This is a genomic window from Nakamurella alba, from assembly GCF_009707545.1.
In the GTDB taxonomy this organism is placed as follows: Bacteria; Actinomycetota; Actinomycetes; order Mycobacteriales; family Nakamurellaceae; genus Nakamurella; species Nakamurella alba.
On record NZ_WLYK01000007.1, the window covers coordinates 77,170 to 93,273 of the forward strand.

The window sequence follows — 16,104 nt, forward strand, 5'->3', positions numbered from 1 at the left end:
GCCGTATCACCGGGCTCCCCGGTCCACCTCTGGTGGCCATGGTCCGACGCCGCACCATCCGCTGCCCGCACGCCCCGCACCACCCGATCCGGGGCGACCGCTGCGCCGACCGGGCCGATCAGGGCCCGCGGGGCGGTTCCCGGTGATCGCGCTGCTGGCGACCGCGCTGATCTGGGGCGTCACCTTCGCCGTCACCGAGCACGCCGTCGACGGGATGGCCGCCGCCGACCTGGTGGCCTGGCGGTTCGGTCTCGGCGCCGTCGTCCTCGTCGCCGTCGCAGCGGTCAGGTCCCGGGGACGCCGGGCAACCCGGATCACCGGCCGGGACCGCCGGCGGGCGGTGGCGCTCGGCGCCGTGCTCGGTGCCGGCTTCCTGCTGCAGGCGTGGGCGCTGACCATGACCGACGCGCTGATGTCCGGCTTCCTGACCAGCCTGCTGGTGGTGTTCGCGCCGCTGACCGCCTGGCTGGTCTTCCGCGAGCGGATCACCGGGACCATCTGGACGGGCGTGCTGGTCACCGTCGGCGGGCTGGCCCTGCTCTCCTTCCGCAGCGGCGGGTTCGGCCCGGGTGAGCTGCTCACCCTGGTGTCCGCGGCGCTCTGGGGTGTGCACCTGGTGCTGCTCTCCCGCTGGTGCACCCCGGCCACCAGCGCCGCCTACGCCCGCATCCAGGTGGTGACGGTCGCCGTGCTGGCCCTGGCCGTGGTCGCCGTCGGCGGGACGCTGACCGGCTCCGGGCCGTTGCCGCAGCTGCCGTCCGCACCGGGTGCCTGGGCCGCGGTCCTGTTCCTGGCCGTGCTGGCCACCGCAGCGGCGATGCTGCTGCTCAGCTGGGGTCAGGCGCGGGTGTCGGCGAGCCGGGCGGCCGTGCTGCTCGCCCTGGAACCGGCGGTCGCCGGGGTCACTGCCGCCGTGCTGGGCGCGCCGCTGACCACCTCGACCGTGGTCGGGGCGGTGCTGCTGATCGGTGCCGTGCTGGTCGTCGAGCTGCCGGCACGACGCGCCGCTTCGGATCGGACCGGGCCGTCCGCCGTCGGCCGGGAAGGAGCGGGACCCACCGAGGTCGTCGCGCCGATCGCGCCCCGCTGACCGCTCCGCCACGTCACCGGGCAGGCCCCGCCGCGGTACGGACCGTTCCCCTCAGTCCGGGATGCCCTCAGTCCGGGATGCCCTCACCGGCGCGGGCCTGCGGCGCGGCCGGACCGGCCGGCGGGAGTCCGTAGAGGCTGCGGGTTCGCGGGTCCCGCCAGGTCGGCAGGGTCTGGTCCAGCAGGGACACCTGGTCGTCGGTGAGCTCACCCCGGTCGTGCGCGCTGATCTGCGCGGCGAGCCAGGCCGCGAGTCGGTCCTCGCTCGTGCCGTCCGCTTCCATCCGATCGCTCCTGTCCCCCTGTGCCTGCCGTCCCCCGTTGCCCACCCGCACTGCACTGCACTGCACGTAGGAATTGCAGGTATTGCACACAGTGATCTCCGGGCAAACACCATCTTCCCCCCATCAGGGTTCTCACACCCCAGAACCGGCAGAACGGGTGCAATCGGTCACCCGTTCGCCTTCCCGGCCACTCGTTCGGGGAGCAGAACGCGGCGACCACGGTTCCGCTGCCGGGACGCCAGGCCGGCGTACCCGTGCCCTGCGGCACCGGAATGACGGGACCCCGCCCGGGGAACCGGACCAGCGAGCTGCCAATTTCCATGCCTGCGCATAGACTTGGTGGTGGACAGCGGGCGGAAGGACGGGCATGACCACGGAGACCAGCAGCGGCACCCAGGAGTTCTCGACCAAGGGCGCGTACGTGACCGGCGGGACCGAGTTCAAGCGGGACACGAACTACATCACCACCCGGATCACCGCCGACGGGCGCGACGGCTTCCCGGTCGAACCGGGGCGCTACCGGCTGGTGGTGGCCCGGGCGTGCCCGTGGGCGAACCGGGCGATCATCGTCCGCCGGCTGCTCGGCCTGGAGGACGTCCTGTCCATGGGCATCTGCGGTCCGACGCACGACAAGCGCAGCTGGACCTTCGATCTCGACCCCGGCGGGGTCGACCCGGTACTCGGCATCCCGCGGTTGCAGGACGCCTACTTCCGACGCGACCCGGAGTACCCGCGCGGGATCACGGTGCCGGCGATGGTCGACATCCCGACCGGTGCGGTCGTCACCAACGACTACCCGCAGATCACCCTGGACCTGTCCACCGAGTGGAAGGCCTTCCACCGCGAAGGTGCCCCGGACCTCTACCCGGAGCACCTGCGCGCGGAGATCGACGAGGTCGCGCTGGGGATCTTCAAGGACGTCAACAACGGCGTCTACCGCTGCGGGTTCGCCGGCTCGCAGGAGGCCTACGACAAGGCGTACACCCGCTTGTTCGACCGGCTGGACCAGCTCACCGCGCGGCTGGCCACGCAGCGGTACCTGGTGGGCGACACCATCACCGAGGCCGACGTCCGGCTGTTCACCACCCTGGTCCGGTTCGATCCCGTCTACCACGGCCATTTCAAGTGCAACCGGCAGAAGCTGTCCGAGATGCCGGTGCTGTGGGCCTACGCGCGGGACCTGTTCCAGACGCCGGGGTTCGGTGACTCCATCGACTTCGTGCACATCAAGCGGCACTACTACGTGGTGCACACCGACATCAACCCGACGCAGATCGTGCCGGACGGACCGGATCTCACGAACTGGCTGACCCCGCACCACCGCGAGGAGCTCAGCGGCCGGCCGTTCGGCGACGGCACCCCGCCGCCGCCGCCGATCCCGTCGGAGATCGTGCCCGCCGACCACTGGGTACCGCTCGGCTGACAGGTACCTGACACCCCGCGCCGCTCGGTGGCCATGATCGCCTGCTCTACGCTCGGCCCGAGCGAGGTGGTGTGGTGGCGGCCGGTCCAGCAGCACCCGTCCGACGGATCCGGGCTCCGCGCGGGTCCGTCCTGACGGCCGCCGCCGCGCTGGCCGTGGTGTTGCTGGTCACCGCGCAGGGTTACGGCTACCACCGGGACGAGCTGTACTTCCGGATGTTGCCGTCGGCCTGGAACTACGTGGACCAGCCGCCGCTGACCCCCTGGCTGGCCCGCACCCTCGCGTCGATCGTCGACGAGCCCTGGTTCCTCCGCCTCCCCGCCGTGCTCTGCGCGGCGCTGTCGGTACCGGTGCTGGTGGCGATCACCCGGGAGGTGGGCGGCAGCCGGGCGGCGCAGCGGTGGTGCGCCGCCTCGGTGGTCGGCGCGTCGATCCCGCTCGCCTTCGGGCACGTGCTGCTCACGGCCACGGTCGACCTGCTGGTCTGGCCGCTGATCGGGCTGCTGGTGATCCGGGCCCTGCTGCGGGACCCGCGGTGGTGGCTCGCGGTCGGTGCGCTCGCCGGGCTGTCGACGTTCAACAAGCTGCTGGTCGCGATGCTGCTCGCCGCGGTGGCCGTCGGCCTGCTCGTCGCCGGGCCGCGGCGCGTGCTGGGGAACCGGTGGCTGTGGGCCGGGATCGGGATCGGCCTGCTGCTCGCGGTGCCGAACCTGCTGTACCAGGCCGGCAACGACTGGCCGCAGCTGCAGATGGGCGGTGCGCTCGCCGACCGGAACGCCGGCGAGGTCCGAGCGGTCATGTGGCCCTTCCTGGCACTGCTGGTGGGGCCACCGCTGACGGTGGTCTGGGTGGTCGGGCTGGTCGCCCTGTGGCGCCGGGCTGCCTGGCGGCGGATCCGCGCCCTGGCCGTCGCGCTGCCGGTGCTCGTCGTGCTGACCTTCGTCTCCGGGGCCCAGTTCTACTACCCGCTCGGACTGGTGTCGGTGGTGCTGGCGATCGGCTGGGCGCCGGCCGCCGCCGTGATCGCCCGGCGCCGGTGGCGGTCGGCGGCCCGGACCGCGATCGGGATCAGCACGCTGGGTTCGGCGGTGATCGCCCTGCCGCTGGTGCCGGTGTCACTGGTCGGCAGCACCCCGGTGCCGATGATCAACCAGGTCGCCCGGGACAGCATCGGCTGGCCGGAGTACGTGGCGCAGATCGCCGCGGTGGTGCGGGGTTCCGGGCCGGGAACGGTGGTGGTGACCGTCAACTACGGCGAGGCCGGCGCCGTGGCCCGGTACGGCCCGGCACTGGGCATCACCCAGGTGTGGAGCGGGCACAACGCACTCGGCGACCTCGGGCCGCCACCGGAGAGTGCCACCGCCACCGTCTATGTCGGGGAACCGCCGCCGCCCGCCGCGGCCGCCCTGCTCGGTGCGTGCCGGACCGCCGGGACGCTGGACAACGGCGTCGGGGTGGACAACGAGGAGCAGGGGGCACCGATCGTGCTGTGCACCGGCCGCACCGCGCCCTGGTCCGAGATCTGGCCGCTGCTCACCCATCTCGGCTGAGCGGGGCGACTCGGTCAGGACGGGTTGTACCGGGTCTCCAGCAGCCGCAACCAGATCTCGCTGGGGGTCGGGTAGGACGGGACCGCGTGCCACAGCGTCGGCAGCGGCACCTCGCCGACGATCGCGACGGTGGCGGCGTGCACCAGGTCGGCGATCTCCGGTCCGACGAAGGTGGCGCCCACCAGCACGTCCCGCTGCGTGTCGATGACGATCTGCGCCCGGCCGCGGTAGTCGTCGCGCTGCAGGTAGGTGCCGGACAGCGAGGCCATGTCGTACTCGACGGTCTCCACGTCGAGACCGGCGTCCCTGGCCTCCTTCTCGGTGTGGCCGACGGAGCCGACCTGCGGGTCGGTGAAGGTCACCTGAGGCACGATGCCGTGGTCGGCCCGGTCGGTGCACCACGGGCCGGTGGACGGGCGACCCTCGGCGCGGGCGGCGATGACGGTGCCGGCGATGCGTGCCTGGTACTTGCCCATGTGGGTGAGCAGCGCCCGGCCGTTGAGATCACCGATGGCGTAGAGCCACTGGCCGGTCGCGCCGACCACGGCGAGCTGGTCGTCGACCGGGAGATAGCCCTTCGAGTCGGCGGTGGCATCGGCGAGACCCACGGTGTCCAGCCCGATGTCGCTGCTGGCCGGGATCCGTCCGGCGGCGATCAGCACCTCGTCCACCTCGACCGAGTCGCCGCCGAAGCGCACGGTCACCGGGCCGCCGTGCAGGTGACCGACGCCGGTGTCCTCCGGCGCCGGCCGCTCCACCGCATCCACCGAGGCGCCGAGCCGGACGTCGATGCCGAGTTCCGAGAAGCGCTGCGCCACCAGGTCTCCGGCGAACGGCTCGTTGCGGGCCAGCAGCCGCGGCGCCGATCCGATGATCGTCACCTCGGCGCCCAGCGCCCGCAGCCAGGTCGCCGCCTCGCAGGCCACCACACCACCGCCGATCACCGCGATCCGGCCGGGCACCTGATGCAGGTTGGTCACGTCGCGGGAGGTCCACGGCAGCGCCTCACGCAACCCGGGCACCGGCGGCACGGCCGCGGTTGTGCCGGTGGCGAGGACCACCGCGTGCCGGGCGTGCAGGGTCCGCTCGGTGCCGTCGGCCGCGGTGACGGTCACGGTCCGCTCGCCGGCGAGCCGCCCGGTGCCGCGCACCACGTCGATGTGCGCGCCGTTCGCCCAGCGCACCTGGGAGCCGTCGTCGTGGCCGAAGGGCTTGCCGCTGTCGACCGAGGTGATGGAATCGCGGCGGGCCAGCACCGCCCGGACGTCCAGCGGCTTGTCGCCGACCAGCGACTGCACGCCGGGCAGGTGCCGGGCGTTGTCCAGCACCTCCCACGGCCGCAGCAGCGCCTTGCTCGGCATGCAGGCCCAGTACGAACACTCGCCGCCGACGAGTTCCTTCTCCACGATCACCGCGGTGCGGTCGGTGCCCTGGATCGCGTACTGCGCGGCGTTCTCCCCGGGCGGCCCGCCGCCGATCACGACGACGTCGTAGGTGTCGGTGGGGGCGGCATTCCCGTTCGTGCTCATGCCGTTGACGGTATCCCTGTTCCGGTCCCTGACACGGGGCGGGCACGGGGGCCTCCGGGCGGATCAGGATCTGCCGACCTGCGCCGCCTTCAGCAGCAGGTACTGGCGCTCCCGGAGGTTGCCGGCCCCGCGGGCGGCGCTCCGGTACGCGTCCGCCGCCGCCGGATCGCCCAGCCGGTCGAGCAGATGGGCCCGGATCGCGGCCGGGCGGTGACTGCCGGCCAGTCGCGGATCGGCGGCGACCGTGTCGAGCAGTTCGAGCGCGGCCCGTTCGCCGCGGACCTGCGCGACGGCGACGACCTTGTTCAGGCTGACCACCGGGCCCGGAGCGATCCGCTCCAGCACCGCGTACAGGCCGAGGATCTGCGGCCAGTCGGTGACGTCGGTGCTGTCCGCCGCGTCGTGCAGCGCGGCGATCGCGGCCTGGACCGCGTACGGCCCGACCGATCCACGGTCGAACGTCGCATCGAGCAGCGCGGTGCCCTCGGCGATCCGGCCCCGGTCCCAGCGGGTCCGGTCCTGCTCCTCCAGCGGCACGAACTCGCCGTCGTCCCCGGTCCGCGCCGGCCGCCGGGCGTCGGTGAGCAGCATCAACGCCAGCAGCCCGGTGACCTCCGGGTCGGACGGCAGCAGCGTGTGCAGCATCCGGGTCAGCCGGATCGCCTCGTCGCTGAGATCGACGGCGGTGAGCGCGTTCCCGTGCGAGGTGCTGTAGCCCTCGTTGAACACCAGGTAGAGCACCGCCAGCACGGTGCCCAGCCGCTCCCGGTGGTCGGCCTCGGCCGGCAGCTCGAACCGCCGCCCGGCCAGCTTCTGTTTCGCCCGGCTGATCCGCTGCGCCATGGTGGCCTCCGGGACCAGGTGCGCCGCGGCGATCTGCGCGGTGGTCAGGCCGCCGACCGCCCGCAGGGTGAGCGCCACCCTGCCCGGCTCGGGCAGGTCCGGGTGGGCGCAGAGGAAGAGCAGCCGCAGCGAGTCGTCGACGTCGTACGCCCGGGCGGCATCCGCTGCGGCGGCGACCATCTCGGCCGGTGGGTGGCCGGCGTGCACGGCGTCCTCCCGACGGCGCCGGGCGTTCTCGCTGCGCATTTCGTCGATCACCCGGCGGCCGGCCACGGCCACCAGCCAGTTCCGCGGATTGTCCGGGACGCCCTGCGCCGGCCACTGCGTCGCCGCCGCGAGCAGCGCCTCCTGGGTGGCGTCCTCGCAGACGTCGAAGCCCGCGCCGGCGGCGTGCCGCCGCAGCATCGCGGCGAGGACCTGCGGCGCGAGTTCGCGCAGCAGGTCCTCGAGCCGGCGGTCGGTCACTGCTGGTGTCGGTTCACTGCTGGTTCTGCGCGGCCTCGTGCAGCAGCGGCCACAGCTCGACCGACCGGAAGGCGGCGAACGGTGCATCGGCGGCGATCTCCAGCGCCCGCTCCTCCGACTCGACGTCGAGGATGGAGGTGGAGCCCATGAACTCCTTCGCCTCCACGTACGGCCCGTCGGTGACGGTGGCCTTCCCGTCGCGCACCCGGATGACCTTGACCTGGTCCTCCTCGGCCAGGCCGTAGGCGGCGATCATCTCGCCGGTGGCCGCGTACTTGGCGTTGAACGCGTCCTGGGTGGCGATGATCCCGGGCCAGTCCTCCGCCGGGATCGAGGCCCACAGTTCCTTGTTCCCGTACAGGCTCAGCAGGTACTTCATGATCGTCTCCCTCGTGGTGGTCGGACCCGGTGCTCCGGGCCTCTCGCCTGTTGGTCGGAGCGAGGTCGCGGTTCTCGACAGGTGGGGTCAGGATTGCTCAGGATCCGCTGCCACCGCCACGACGATCTTGCCCCTGACGTGCCCGGACTCGGAGAGGCGGTGGGCGTCGGCGAAATGTTCCAGCGGGAACGTCCGGTCGATCCGGACGGTCACCCGGCCGTCGGCCACCGCGTCGACGGCATCCCGCAGGGCGTTCTCGAAGCCGGGCTCGCCGCCGGAGGACACGATCACCCCGGGACCCTTCGCGGAGAAGTCGTTCAGCGTCACCACCGGGCCGCCGGCCGTCACCAGGGCCAGCGATCCCTCGATGACGCCGGTGCCGGCCAGGTCGACGACCGCGTCGATGCCGGCGCCGGCCGGGACGGCGGCGCGCACCCGGTCCTCCCAGCCGTCGCCGTAGACGACGGGGATCGCCCCGAGCTCCGCGAGGTAGTCCTGGCTGCCGGCCGAGGCGGTGCCGATCACGGTGATGCCGGCGGCCGCCGCGAGCTGGGTGGCGAACGAGCCGACCCCGCCGGACGCTGCGTGGATCAACACCACCTGCCCGGGTTGCACCCGGGCCAGGCCGAGCGCCCGCACCGCCGCCGACCCGGCCCCGGGGATCGCCGCCGCGATGACCAGGTCCATGCCCTCCGGTACCGGCAGCAGGCCGTCGGCCTTGACCACGACGTACTCCGCGGACGTCCCGCCGTTGACGTTGCCGACCACCCGGTCACCGACGGAGAGCCCGTCGACCCCGCTGCCCACCGCATCCACGGTGCCGGCCAGGTCCCGGCCCACCCGTTTCGGGGTGGCCATCGGCTTCCCGCCGGCGAACAGCCCCCGTCGCAGCTTGGTGTCGAACGGATTCACCCCGGTGGCGGCCACCCGCACCCGCACCTGCCCCGGGCCCGGCTCGGCCAGGGGTTCGTCGACCAGGGTCAGCACATCAGGGTCGCCGTACTCGGCGTAGGTGATCGCGCGGGGCATGGTTCCCACCCTAGGAACCGGGGCGGCCGGACGGGAAGGAACCCTCAGCGCGGCGGCGCCGCGGCCAGGCCGGCGCACTCCCGGTCGTCGTCCCACTGCTGCAGGATCCTCTCGCGGGTGGCGCCGGTCGCCGGGACGGGGATGCCGGCGTCGTCCAGGTGCGCCGGCGCGAAGGACGCCGCGGTCACCTTCCTGCCGGTGAAGCTCAGCGTGAGCACGCCGTTGTCGTCCTGCTCGTTGCCGAACGAGCGCCACCACAGGTAGTTCGACAGGCCGTAGGCGACGTAGACGCCGTCGGACCGCCAGCCGGCCCCCTGCAGCACGTGGGCGTGCGTCCCGACCACCGCCGACGCCCCGGCCGCGGCCAACTCGTTCGCGAGCGCCTGCTGGTCACCGTCCGGGCAGGCCTCGTACTCGGTGCCCCAGTGCAGGTAGACCACCACCGTCCGGCCGGCCTTCGCGGCCTTCCGCACCCCGGCGACCAGCTCCGGCTCGAAAGCACTGGCCACCCCGGCACTGTCGGGCCCGGCGGTGAAGTTGGCCAGGGTCTGCTCGCGCACCGCGGTCACCGCGAAGACGGACAGCGGCACCCCGCGGACGGTGGTCTCGAACGGTGCGTACGCCGCGGCTGCGTCGGCGCCGACGCCGATCACCGGCAGATCGGAGCCCCCGATGGCGGCCAGGGTGTCCTGCAGGCCGCTCGCGCCGTAGTCGGCGGCGTGGTTGTTGGCCATCGTCGCCACGTCCACCCCGGCACCCCACAATGCGTCGAGCGCCGACGCCGGAGCCCGGAACGTGTACGACTTGTCCTGCTGCTCACCGGCTTCGGTGATGGCGGTCTCCAGGTTCAGCATCGTCAGGTCGGCCCTGGCGAGCCCGGCGGCGGCCACCCCGAAGGCGGTGGCCGGGTCGTCGAGCCGGTCGCGGGTGCGCTCGGAGAAGTTCACGTCCCCGGCCAGCGCGAGGGTGAAGGTGCCCTCCGGCGGAGCGGTGCTGGTGGCCGGCGGGCGGGACGAGGAAGTCGGTCGGGTCGACGAGGGGGTCCGGGTGGTCGCCACGACGGCGTCTGATGCCGTGGAACTGGTCCCGCTCACCACGACGGACGCCACGACCGTGGTCCGCTCGGTCACCGTCACCACCGGGCCGGCCTCCCCGGCGGCGCCGGACCCGCAGCCCGCGGCCAGCAGGGCGAGGGCAACCACCGCCGCCGGCCACGGGCGCCGTCGCTGCGTCATCCCGGCACCGTGGCACACCCGCCGCCGCCCGCCGCCGTGTCGCCCGGTGTGTCGGGCCGGACCCACCCGTTCGCCGGGCCGGTCCACCGGTCCGGGTCAGGACCGGTGGGCCACCAGGTTGACGACGGTGCCGTCCGGCGACCGGACCAGGAACCGCCGCACGCCCCACTCCTCCGTGGTCAGCGGGTGCACGATCTCGTAGCCGGCCGCGAGCGCCTCGGCGTAGGCGGCGTCCACGTCGTCGACGTGCACCGACAACTGCGAGTCGGCCGGTGAGGTGCGGTCGCCGGTGACCAGCTGGACGTGCGCACCTGAGTCGGGATCGGTGAACCGGGCCACCCAGCCCAGGTTGAACTCCTCGTCCCGCAGGCCGAGGAAGTCCGACCAGAAGGGCCGGGCCTGCTCGATGTCCGGCACCGGGATGTTCGTCGTGATCTTCATGGCCCGCACGGCCGTCACCTCGGTTCTCGATCGGTTCGTTTCTCCCGATCGATCATCACCCCGACCCGCCGCAGCCGCAGCCGGTCAGTCCTCGATCGTCTCCCCGGGCGCCGGCGAGAGCAGCGGGCGGCCGCCGGTGAGCGGGGCCAGGAAGTTCCCGATCGACCCACGGCCGATCTCGTTGTACATGCCGTCGTGGATCTGCACGCTGCGCCGCGGGCCGACCGCGCGGACGAAGTCGACGGCCTCGCCGAGCTTGGTCCACGGGCCGCTGGTCGGCAGCAGCAGGGTGTCGACCTCGGCATCGGGCACGTCGTAGGAGTCGCCCGGGTGGTAGACGCCGTCCACCAGGTAGCCGACGTTGGACATCGGCGGCAGGTCGCGGTGGATGACGGCGTGCGCGCCGCTGCCGACCACCTGCACCGAGAGCCCGGCGACATCGAAGGTGTCGCCCGGGGTGACGACGGTGGCGCGGCCGGCCAGGTCGCCGAGTAGCGCGGCGGCCGCGGCCGGCGCGTAGAGCGGCAGCTCCGGGCGGTCGGCCAGCGCTGCCGAGATCACCGCCGGATCGATGTGGTCGGGATGGTCGTGGGTGATCAGCACCGCGTCGGCGGTGGCGAGCAGGTCGGCGGCGTTCGTGGTGAACACGCCGGGATCGAGAAGCAGTGTGCACCCGGCACTTCCGAGGACGACGGTGGCATGGGCATGTTTCGTGACGGCAACCATGACCTCATGTATACAGGCGAGCTGTATACAGGTCAACTGTACGTCTGCGTCCGGGCCGACTATCGTCACCGCATGCCGAGCACCGGGACCGACGATCTCGCCGACCGGTTGCGCGCCGCGGTGGGTGCCTTCGTGCGGGCCGGGCGCGGCCGGCCCGGCGCCATGCCGGAGCACCGCGCGCAGACGCTGGGGTTCCTCATGCGTGAGGGGCCGCTGACCGTGGCCGAGCTCGCGGACCGGCGGCAGGTCCGGCACCAGACGCTGCAGGCGACCATCCCCGACCTGGAGGCCGAGGGGCTGGTGCGGCGGGAGCCCGATCCGCGGGACCAGCGCGCCCGCCTGGTGGTGCTCACGGATGGGGGGCTGGCGACGCTGCGCCTGGAGCTGGACCGGCGGGCGGGCCTGATCGCGGCCGCCATCGAACACCACCTGGACGCCGATCAGCGGGCAGTGCTCGAACAGGTGCCGGACCTGCTGCACCGGCTGGCCGGCGGTCTGATGCCGGAGTGACAACCGTTGCCCGACAACAAAAGTCGGTGCCGGGCAACGGTCATGGTGCTACCGGAAGCGGCGCAGTCGCAGACTGTTGGTCACCACGAAGACCGAGCTGAACGCCATCGCCGCCCCGGCGAACATGGGGTTCAGCAGGCCGAGCGCGGCCAGCGGGATGCCGGCGACGTTGTAGGCGAAGGCCCAGAACAGGTTGCCCTTGATCACCGCGAGGGTGCGGCGGGACAGCCGGATCGCGTCCGCGACCAGCCCGGGCTCGCCGCGGACCAGGGTCAGGTCGGCCGCCTCGATGGCGGCGTCGGCCCCGGTGCCCATGGCGATCCCCAGGTCGGCGGTGGCCAGCGCCGCGGCGTCGTTCACCCCGTCACCGACCATCGCGACGGTGCGGCCCTGCGCCTGCAACCGCTCGATCTCGGCGACCTTGCCCTCCGGCAGCACCCCGGCGACCACCTCGTCGATGCCGAGCTCGCGGGCCACCGCCTGCGCGGCGGCCGCGTGGTCACCGGTCAACAGCACAGGCGTCAGCCCCAGCGCGCGCAGCCGGTGGACCGCCTGTGCCGCATCGGCTTTGATCTCGTCGCCGACCACCAGCAGACCCCGGACCCGACCGGACCAGCCCACGGCGACCACGGTGCGGCCACTGCGTCCGGCCTCCTCGAAGGCGGCGGCGAGGTCGGCGGGCAGGTCGAGGCCCGCGTCGGTCAGCAACTGCGGCCGGCCGACCAGCACCTCACCGGTCCCGTCGACGGCGGCGCGCACGCCCAGGCCGGCGGTGGAGGTGAAGTCGTGGACCACCGGCAGGGCGAGCCCGGAGGTCTGCGCCGCCGTGACCACCGCGCGGGCGATCGGGTGCTCCGATCCCTGCTCCGCCGCGGCGGCGACCGCCAGCACGAGATCCCTGTCCTCGCCGATGACCTCGTGCAGCGTCATCACCCCGGTGGTCACCGTGCCGGTCTTGTCCAGCACCACGGTGTCCACCTCCCGGGTGGACTCCAGCACCTCCGGCCCCTTGATCAGGATCCCGAGCTGGGCGCCGCGGCCGGTACCGACCAGCAACGCGGTCGGCGTCGCCAGCCCGAGCGCACAGGGGCAGGCGATGATCAGCACGGCCACCGCGGCGGTGAACGCTCCGCCGACTCCGCCGCCGGCCAGCAGCCACACCGCGAAGGTCAGCACGGTGATGCCCAGCACCACCGGTACGAAGATGCCGGAGATCCGGTCCGCCAACCGCTGGACCCGCGCCTTGCCGCTCTGCGCCTGCTCCACCAGGGTCGCGATCCGGGACAGCTGGGTGTCCTTGCCGACCCGGGTGGCCCGCACCACCAACCGGCCGCCGGTGTTCACCGTCGCACCGATCACCGTGTCCCCGGCCGCGACCTCGACCGGCACCGACTCACCGGTGAGCAGCGAGGTGTCGATCGCGGAGTGCCCGCTGACCACCACGCCGTCCGTTGCGATCGCCGCACCGGGCCGCACCACGAAGTGGTCGCCGACGGCGAGACGCTCCACCGGCACGCTGATCTCGGCCGTCGAGCCGGGACCGTCGGGCAGCAGCAGGGCCTCCTTCGCCCCCAGGTGCAGCAGCGCCTGCAGCGCCGCACCCGACCGCCGCTTGGCCCGGGCCTCGAGGTACCGGCCGGTCAACAGGAAGGTGGTCACGCCGGCGGCGGCCTCCAGGTAGATCTGCCCGGCGCCGTCACCCCGTTGCAGGGTGAACTCGAAGCCGTGGGTCATGCCGATCATGCCGGCGTGCCCCCAGACCAGCGCGTACACCGACCAGGCCAGTGCGGCGAGAGTGCCGATGCTGACCAGGGTGTCCATGGTGGAGGCGCCGTGCCGGGCGTTGACCGCGGCGGCCTTGTGGAACGGCCAGCCGCCCCACAGCACCGCCGGCAGCGCCAGCGCCAGCGAGAGCCACTGCCAGTAGTCGAACTGCCAGGCGGGGACCATCGCCAGCACCACGACCGGCACCGACAGCGCGGCCGTGACCACCAGTCGGCGTCGCAGACCGGCGATCTCCGCGCCGGAGTCGTCCTCGGCCTCCGGCTCCGGGACCGACGCCGAATAACCGGCTTTCGCGACGGTGGCGATGAGATCCTCGGTGGGAACCGTGATGTGGTCGAACGTCACGGTCGCCCGCTCGGTGGCGTAGTTGACCGTGGCCTGTACGCCGTCCATCCGGTTCAGCTTCTTCTCGATCCGGGCCGCACAGCTGGTGCAGGTCATGCCCTGGATGTCGAGTTCGACCGGGGTCATGTCACACCAACCGGTACCCGGCCTCGTCGACGGCCGCGGCCACCGCGGTCCGCTCGAGGTCGTGCTCGGAGGTGACGACGACAGCGCCGGTGGACAGGTCGATCTCGACGCCGCTGACACCCGGGATCGCCGAGACCTCCTCGGTCACCGCGGACACGCAGTGCCCGCAGGTCATCCCGGTCACGGTGTAGGTCGCAACAGTCATGGTCGTGCCTCTCTCGTCTCGTGAATGGTGGTGCGCCCGGTCAGGGCAGGAACAGCGGTCTCAGGAACGGACCAGCCGGGCGATGGCGTCGGACGCCTCCTTGAGCTTGGCGTCCTTCTCCGCCCCGCCGGCCACCGCCGCCTCGACCAGGCAGTGGTTCATGTGCTCGTCGAGCAGGCCCAGGGCGACCGACTGCAGTGCCTTCGTCATCGCCGACACCTGGGTGAGGATGTCGATGCAGTACTCCTCGTTCTCGACCATCCGCTGCAGGCCACGGGCCTGCCCCTCGATGCGCCGGAGTCGCTTGAGGTAGTCGTCCTTCTGGCCCATGTACCCGGGATGCGCTGCCATGCCGCACACCATACCCCCCTAGGGTATGGATCGCCAGTGACCTCCGGAACAGGCCCGCCGGGAACGCCCGGCCGGGGAGGGTCAGAAGTGGTCGGCCAGGTCGGTGAACCGGGTGAGGGTGAGGATGCCGGTGTCGGCCGGGTCGAGGTCGGCGTGGTCCAGCACCCAGGTGTGCACGTTGGGCAGATGCACGGCGCGCATGCCGACGGCCCGCGCCGGCAGGATGTCCGAGCGCGGCGAGTTGCCGATCATCCAGGTGGTGGCCGGGTCCAGGGACCGCTCGCCGAGCAGCGAGCGATAGGTGTGCTCGTCCTTCTCCCGGACGATGTGCACGCTGCGGAAGTGCGGGGCCAGCCCGGACACGTCGATCTTGGCCTGCTGCTCGGCCTGCGCGCCCTTGGTCAGCATCATCAGGTGGTGCCGGCCGCCGAGCAGGGTCAGCGTGTCGGCCACCCCCGGCATCAGCTCGATGCGGTGCTCCAGCAAGGCCACCGCCAGTTCCTCGATGTGCGCGATCTCCTCGCTGCTGGCCGGGCGCTCCCGCAGGGTGCGGAAGCAGGCGGCGAGGGACTGCAGGAAAACGGCGCTGCCGTAGCCGTGCACGGCGGTGTCGGCGCGCTCGATGTCGTCCAGGATGGCCCGGATCGCGTCCCGGTCCAGGGTCGGGTGGTCGAGCCAGCCGATGAAGTCGGCGATGACCTGCTCGAACAGCTTGTTGTTCTCCCAGAGCGTGTCGTCGGCGTCGAAGATGAGTGTCTGGCCGGGTTGCCGCAGGCCGCCGGGGATGTCCACGGCACGTTTGTACTCCGGATCCGCCCCGCGGCGACAGCGGATTGCCTGCATACCATGATCGTCGAGCCCGGAGGAGAGCCTGTGACCGCGTCCTACCCACCCGTGTCCCCGATGTCCGTCGACCTGCGCGGCAAGGTGGCGGTGGTGACCGGGGCCGCCTCCGGCATCGGGCTCGCCGTGGCGATGAACCTGGCCGCGGCCGGTGCACAGGTGCTGGCCACCGACCGGGACCCGACCGGCCTGGACGCGCTGGCTGCCGCCACCGGGGAGTTCGACGTCCGGACCTTCCCGGCCGACCTGCTCGACCCGTCGGCACCGCAGGCGATCGTGGCGGCCGCGCTGGAGGCGTTCGGCGGGCTGCACATCCTCGCCTGCTGCGCCGGGATCTTCGAGACGGCAGCCGTCGAGGACGTCACCCCGGAGAGCTTCGACCGGGTCATCGGGGTGAACCTCAAGGCGCCGGTGTTCCTGGTCGGCGCGGCGAAACCGCATCTCGCGCCGGGATCCGCGGTGGTGCTGATCGCCTCCGGCACCTCCCTCGGACCGACCGGCTACCAGGGCGTCTACGCCGCGTCGAAGGCCGGCATCGCCACGCTGGCTGCCTCCCTCGCCGCCGAGCTGGCGCCGCAGGGCATCCGGGTCAACGCGCTCTCCCCCGGCTTCACCGACACCCCGATGATCGCCGCGTCCATGGCCGACAAGGTGCTGGCAGCGACCGTCACCGAGGCCACTCCGGACCGCTCCATCGGCACCCCGCAGGACGTCGCCGGCGCGCTGCTCTTCCTGGTCTCCGACGGCGCCCGGCACATCCACGGCATCAACCTCCCGGTCGACGGCGGCTTCAGCCAGGTGTCGGTGACCCCCGCCCTCTTCGCCGACTGACAGCCGCCCTAACCTGCGCCAACGTCCTGCACCCAGTGAGTTATAGCTCACTGTGTTGTGTCACGACTTCGCTGACACTTGATGTGTCAATACTTCGCTGACACTCGTGGTCATT

Annotated in this window: 17 protein-coding genes; 5 read left to right on the plus strand and 12 right to left on the minus strand. The window is 72.6% G+C overall.

Annotated features, from left to right (window positions below):
• Nucleotides 1-142: 142 nt before the first annotated feature.
• Nucleotides 143-1,090, plus strand: coding sequence for a DMT family transporter (locus GIS00_RS26975; RefSeq protein ID WP_196073339.1), 948 nt, complete (start codon nt 143-145; stop codon nt 1,088-1,090).
• Nucleotides 1,091-1,157: 67 nt separating this feature from the next.
• Here the strand turns inward: GIS00_RS26975 and GIS00_RS17765 are convergent, their stop codons facing one another.
• On the minus strand, nt 1,158-1,373 hold the full coding sequence (locus GIS00_RS17765) for a hypothetical protein (RefSeq protein ID WP_154769806.1): 216 nt from the start codon (nt 1,371-1,373) through the stop codon (nt 1,158-1,160).
• A gap of 367 nt (nt 1,374-1,740) precedes the next feature.
• Here GIS00_RS17765 and GIS00_RS17770 point away from each other — a divergent pair, with 367 nt between their 5' ends.
• Nucleotides 1,741-2,796, plus strand: a complete 1,056-nt coding sequence (locus GIS00_RS17770; protein WP_154769807.1) for a glutathione S-transferase family protein — start codon at nt 1,741-1,743, stop codon at nt 2,794-2,796.
• Nucleotides 2,797-2,870: 74 nt separating this feature from the next.
• A complete protein-coding gene (locus tag GIS00_RS17775; RefSeq protein WP_154769808.1) occupies nt 2,871-4,346 on the plus strand; it encodes a glycosyltransferase family 39 protein in 1,476 nt (491 codons plus the stop codon).
• A gap of 14 nt (nt 4,347-4,360) precedes the next feature.
• On the opposite strand, the gene GIS00_RS17780 is transcribed toward GIS00_RS17775, so the two are convergent.
• The 7 genes from GIS00_RS17780 to GIS00_RS17810 form a co-directional block, all read right to left on the minus strand.
• A complete protein-coding gene (locus GIS00_RS17780; protein ID WP_154769809.1) occupies nt 4,361-5,875 on the minus strand; it encodes a dihydrolipoyl dehydrogenase family protein in 1,515 nt (504 codons plus the stop codon).
• Nucleotides 5,876-5,938: 63 nt separating this feature from the next.
• The gene (locus GIS00_RS17785; RefSeq protein ID WP_322098085.1) at nt 5,939-7,183 is read right to left on the minus strand and encodes an RNA polymerase sigma factor; all 1,245 of its coding nucleotides are present in this window, start codon (nt 7,181-7,183) and stop codon (nt 5,939-5,941) included.
• Between the two features lie 13 nt (nt 7,184-7,196).
• Nucleotides 7,197-7,562, minus strand: a complete 366-nt coding sequence (locus tag GIS00_RS17790) for a YciI family protein (RefSeq protein WP_154769811.1) — start codon at nt 7,560-7,562, stop codon at nt 7,197-7,199.
• Nucleotides 7,563-7,649: 87 nt separating this feature from the next.
• Nucleotides 7,650-8,591: a quinone oxidoreductase family protein gene (locus GIS00_RS17795; protein WP_154769812.1), complete on the minus strand. Its 942-nt coding sequence runs from the start codon at nt 8,589-8,591 to the stop codon at nt 7,650-7,652.
• A 44-nt stretch (nt 8,592-8,635) separates the two neighbouring features.
• On the minus strand, nt 8,636-9,826 hold the full coding sequence (locus GIS00_RS17800) for a CapA family protein (protein WP_154769813.1): 1,191 nt from the start codon (nt 9,824-9,826) through the stop codon (nt 8,636-8,638).
• Between the two features lie 96 nt (nt 9,827-9,922).
• Entirely contained in the window at nt 9,923-10,276 is a 354-nt protein-coding gene (locus GIS00_RS17805) for a VOC family protein (protein ID WP_407666883.1), read from the minus strand.
• Nucleotides 10,277-10,351: 75 nt separating this feature from the next.
• Nucleotides 10,352-10,993, minus strand: coding sequence for an MBL fold metallo-hydrolase (locus GIS00_RS17810; RefSeq protein WP_154769815.1), 642 nt, complete (start codon nt 10,991-10,993; stop codon nt 10,352-10,354).
• A gap of 72 nt (nt 10,994-11,065) precedes the next feature.
• On the opposite strand from GIS00_RS17810, the gene GIS00_RS17815 reads away from it, so the two are divergent.
• On the plus strand, nt 11,066-11,503 hold the full coding sequence (locus GIS00_RS17815) for a MarR family winged helix-turn-helix transcriptional regulator (RefSeq protein WP_196073340.1): 438 nt from the start codon (nt 11,066-11,068) through the stop codon (nt 11,501-11,503).
• Between the two features lie 48 nt (nt 11,504-11,551).
• Here GIS00_RS17815 and GIS00_RS17820 read toward each other — a convergent pair whose 3' ends face one another.
• The 4 genes from GIS00_RS17820 to GIS00_RS17835 all read right to left on the minus strand — a co-directional run bounded on the left by GIS00_RS17820 (nt 11,552) and on the right by GIS00_RS17835 (nt 15,107).
• Nucleotides 11,552-13,759, minus strand: coding sequence for a heavy metal translocating P-type ATPase (locus tag GIS00_RS17820; protein ID WP_154769817.1), 2,208 nt, complete (start codon nt 13,757-13,759; stop codon nt 11,552-11,554).
• 1 nt (nt 13,760) lies between these two features.
• A complete protein-coding gene (locus tag GIS00_RS17825; RefSeq protein ID WP_154769818.1) occupies nt 13,761-13,964 on the minus strand; it encodes a heavy-metal-associated domain-containing protein in 204 nt (67 codons plus the stop codon).
• Between the two features lie 60 nt (nt 13,965-14,024).
• On the minus strand, nt 14,025-14,315 hold the full coding sequence (locus GIS00_RS17830; RefSeq protein ID WP_154769819.1) for a metal-sensitive transcriptional regulator: 291 nt from the start codon (nt 14,313-14,315) through the stop codon (nt 14,025-14,027).
• A gap of 81 nt (nt 14,316-14,396) precedes the next feature.
• Nucleotides 14,397-15,107 (minus strand): HAD family hydrolase, encoded by a 711-nt coding sequence (locus GIS00_RS17835; protein WP_322098087.1) that lies wholly within the window; start codon nt 15,105-15,107, stop codon nt 14,397-14,399.
• An 81-nt stretch (nt 15,108-15,188) separates the two neighbouring features.
• On the opposite strand from GIS00_RS17835, the gene GIS00_RS17840 reads away from it, so the two are divergent.
• Entirely contained in the window at nt 15,189-15,989 is an 801-nt protein-coding gene (locus tag GIS00_RS17840; protein ID WP_196073341.1) for an SDR family NAD(P)-dependent oxidoreductase, read from the plus strand.
• Nucleotides 15,990-16,104: the final 115 nt, after the last annotated feature.

Bases quoted from the DNA above. Each gene is read 5' to 3' on its own strand.
- GIS00_RS17820 (WP_154769817.1), bottom strand. From the start codon at position 13,759: ATGACCCCGGTCGAACTCGACATCCAGGGCATGACCTGCACCAGCTGT.
- GIS00_RS17830 (WP_154769819.1), bottom strand. From the start codon at position 14,315: ATGGCAGCGCATCCCGGGTACATGGGCCAGAAGGACGACTACCTCAAG.
- GIS00_RS17800 (WP_154769813.1), bottom strand. From the start codon at position 9,826: ATGACGCAGCGACGGCGCCCGTGGCCGGCGGCGGTGGTTGCCCTCGCC.
- GIS00_RS17770 (WP_154769807.1), top strand. From the start codon at position 1,741: ATGACCACGGAGACCAGCAGCGGCACCCAGGAGTTCTCGACCAAGGGC.
- GIS00_RS17765 (WP_154769806.1), bottom strand. From the start codon at position 1,373: ATGGAAGCGGACGGCACGAGCGAGGACCGACTCGCGGCCTGGCTCGCC.
- GIS00_RS17780 (WP_154769809.1), bottom strand. From the start codon at position 5,875: ATGAGCACGAACGGGAATGCCGCCCCCACCGACACCTACGACGTCGTC.
- GIS00_RS17795 (WP_154769812.1), bottom strand. From the start codon at position 8,591: ATGCCCCGCGCGATCACCTACGCCGAGTACGGCGACCCTGATGTGCTG.
- GIS00_RS17825 (WP_154769818.1), bottom strand. From the start codon at position 13,964: ATGACTGTTGCGACCTACACCGTGACCGGGATGACCTGCGGGCACTGC.
- GIS00_RS17810 (WP_154769815.1), bottom strand. From the start codon at position 10,993: ATGGTTGCCGTCACGAAACATGCCCATGCCACCGTCGTCCTCGGAAGT.
- GIS00_RS17790 (WP_154769811.1), bottom strand. From the start codon at position 7,562: ATGAAGTACCTGCTGAGCCTGTACGGGAACAAGGAACTGTGGGCCTCG.
- GIS00_RS17815 (WP_196073340.1), top strand. From the start codon at position 11,066: ATGCCGAGCACCGGGACCGACGATCTCGCCGACCGGTTGCGCGCCGCG.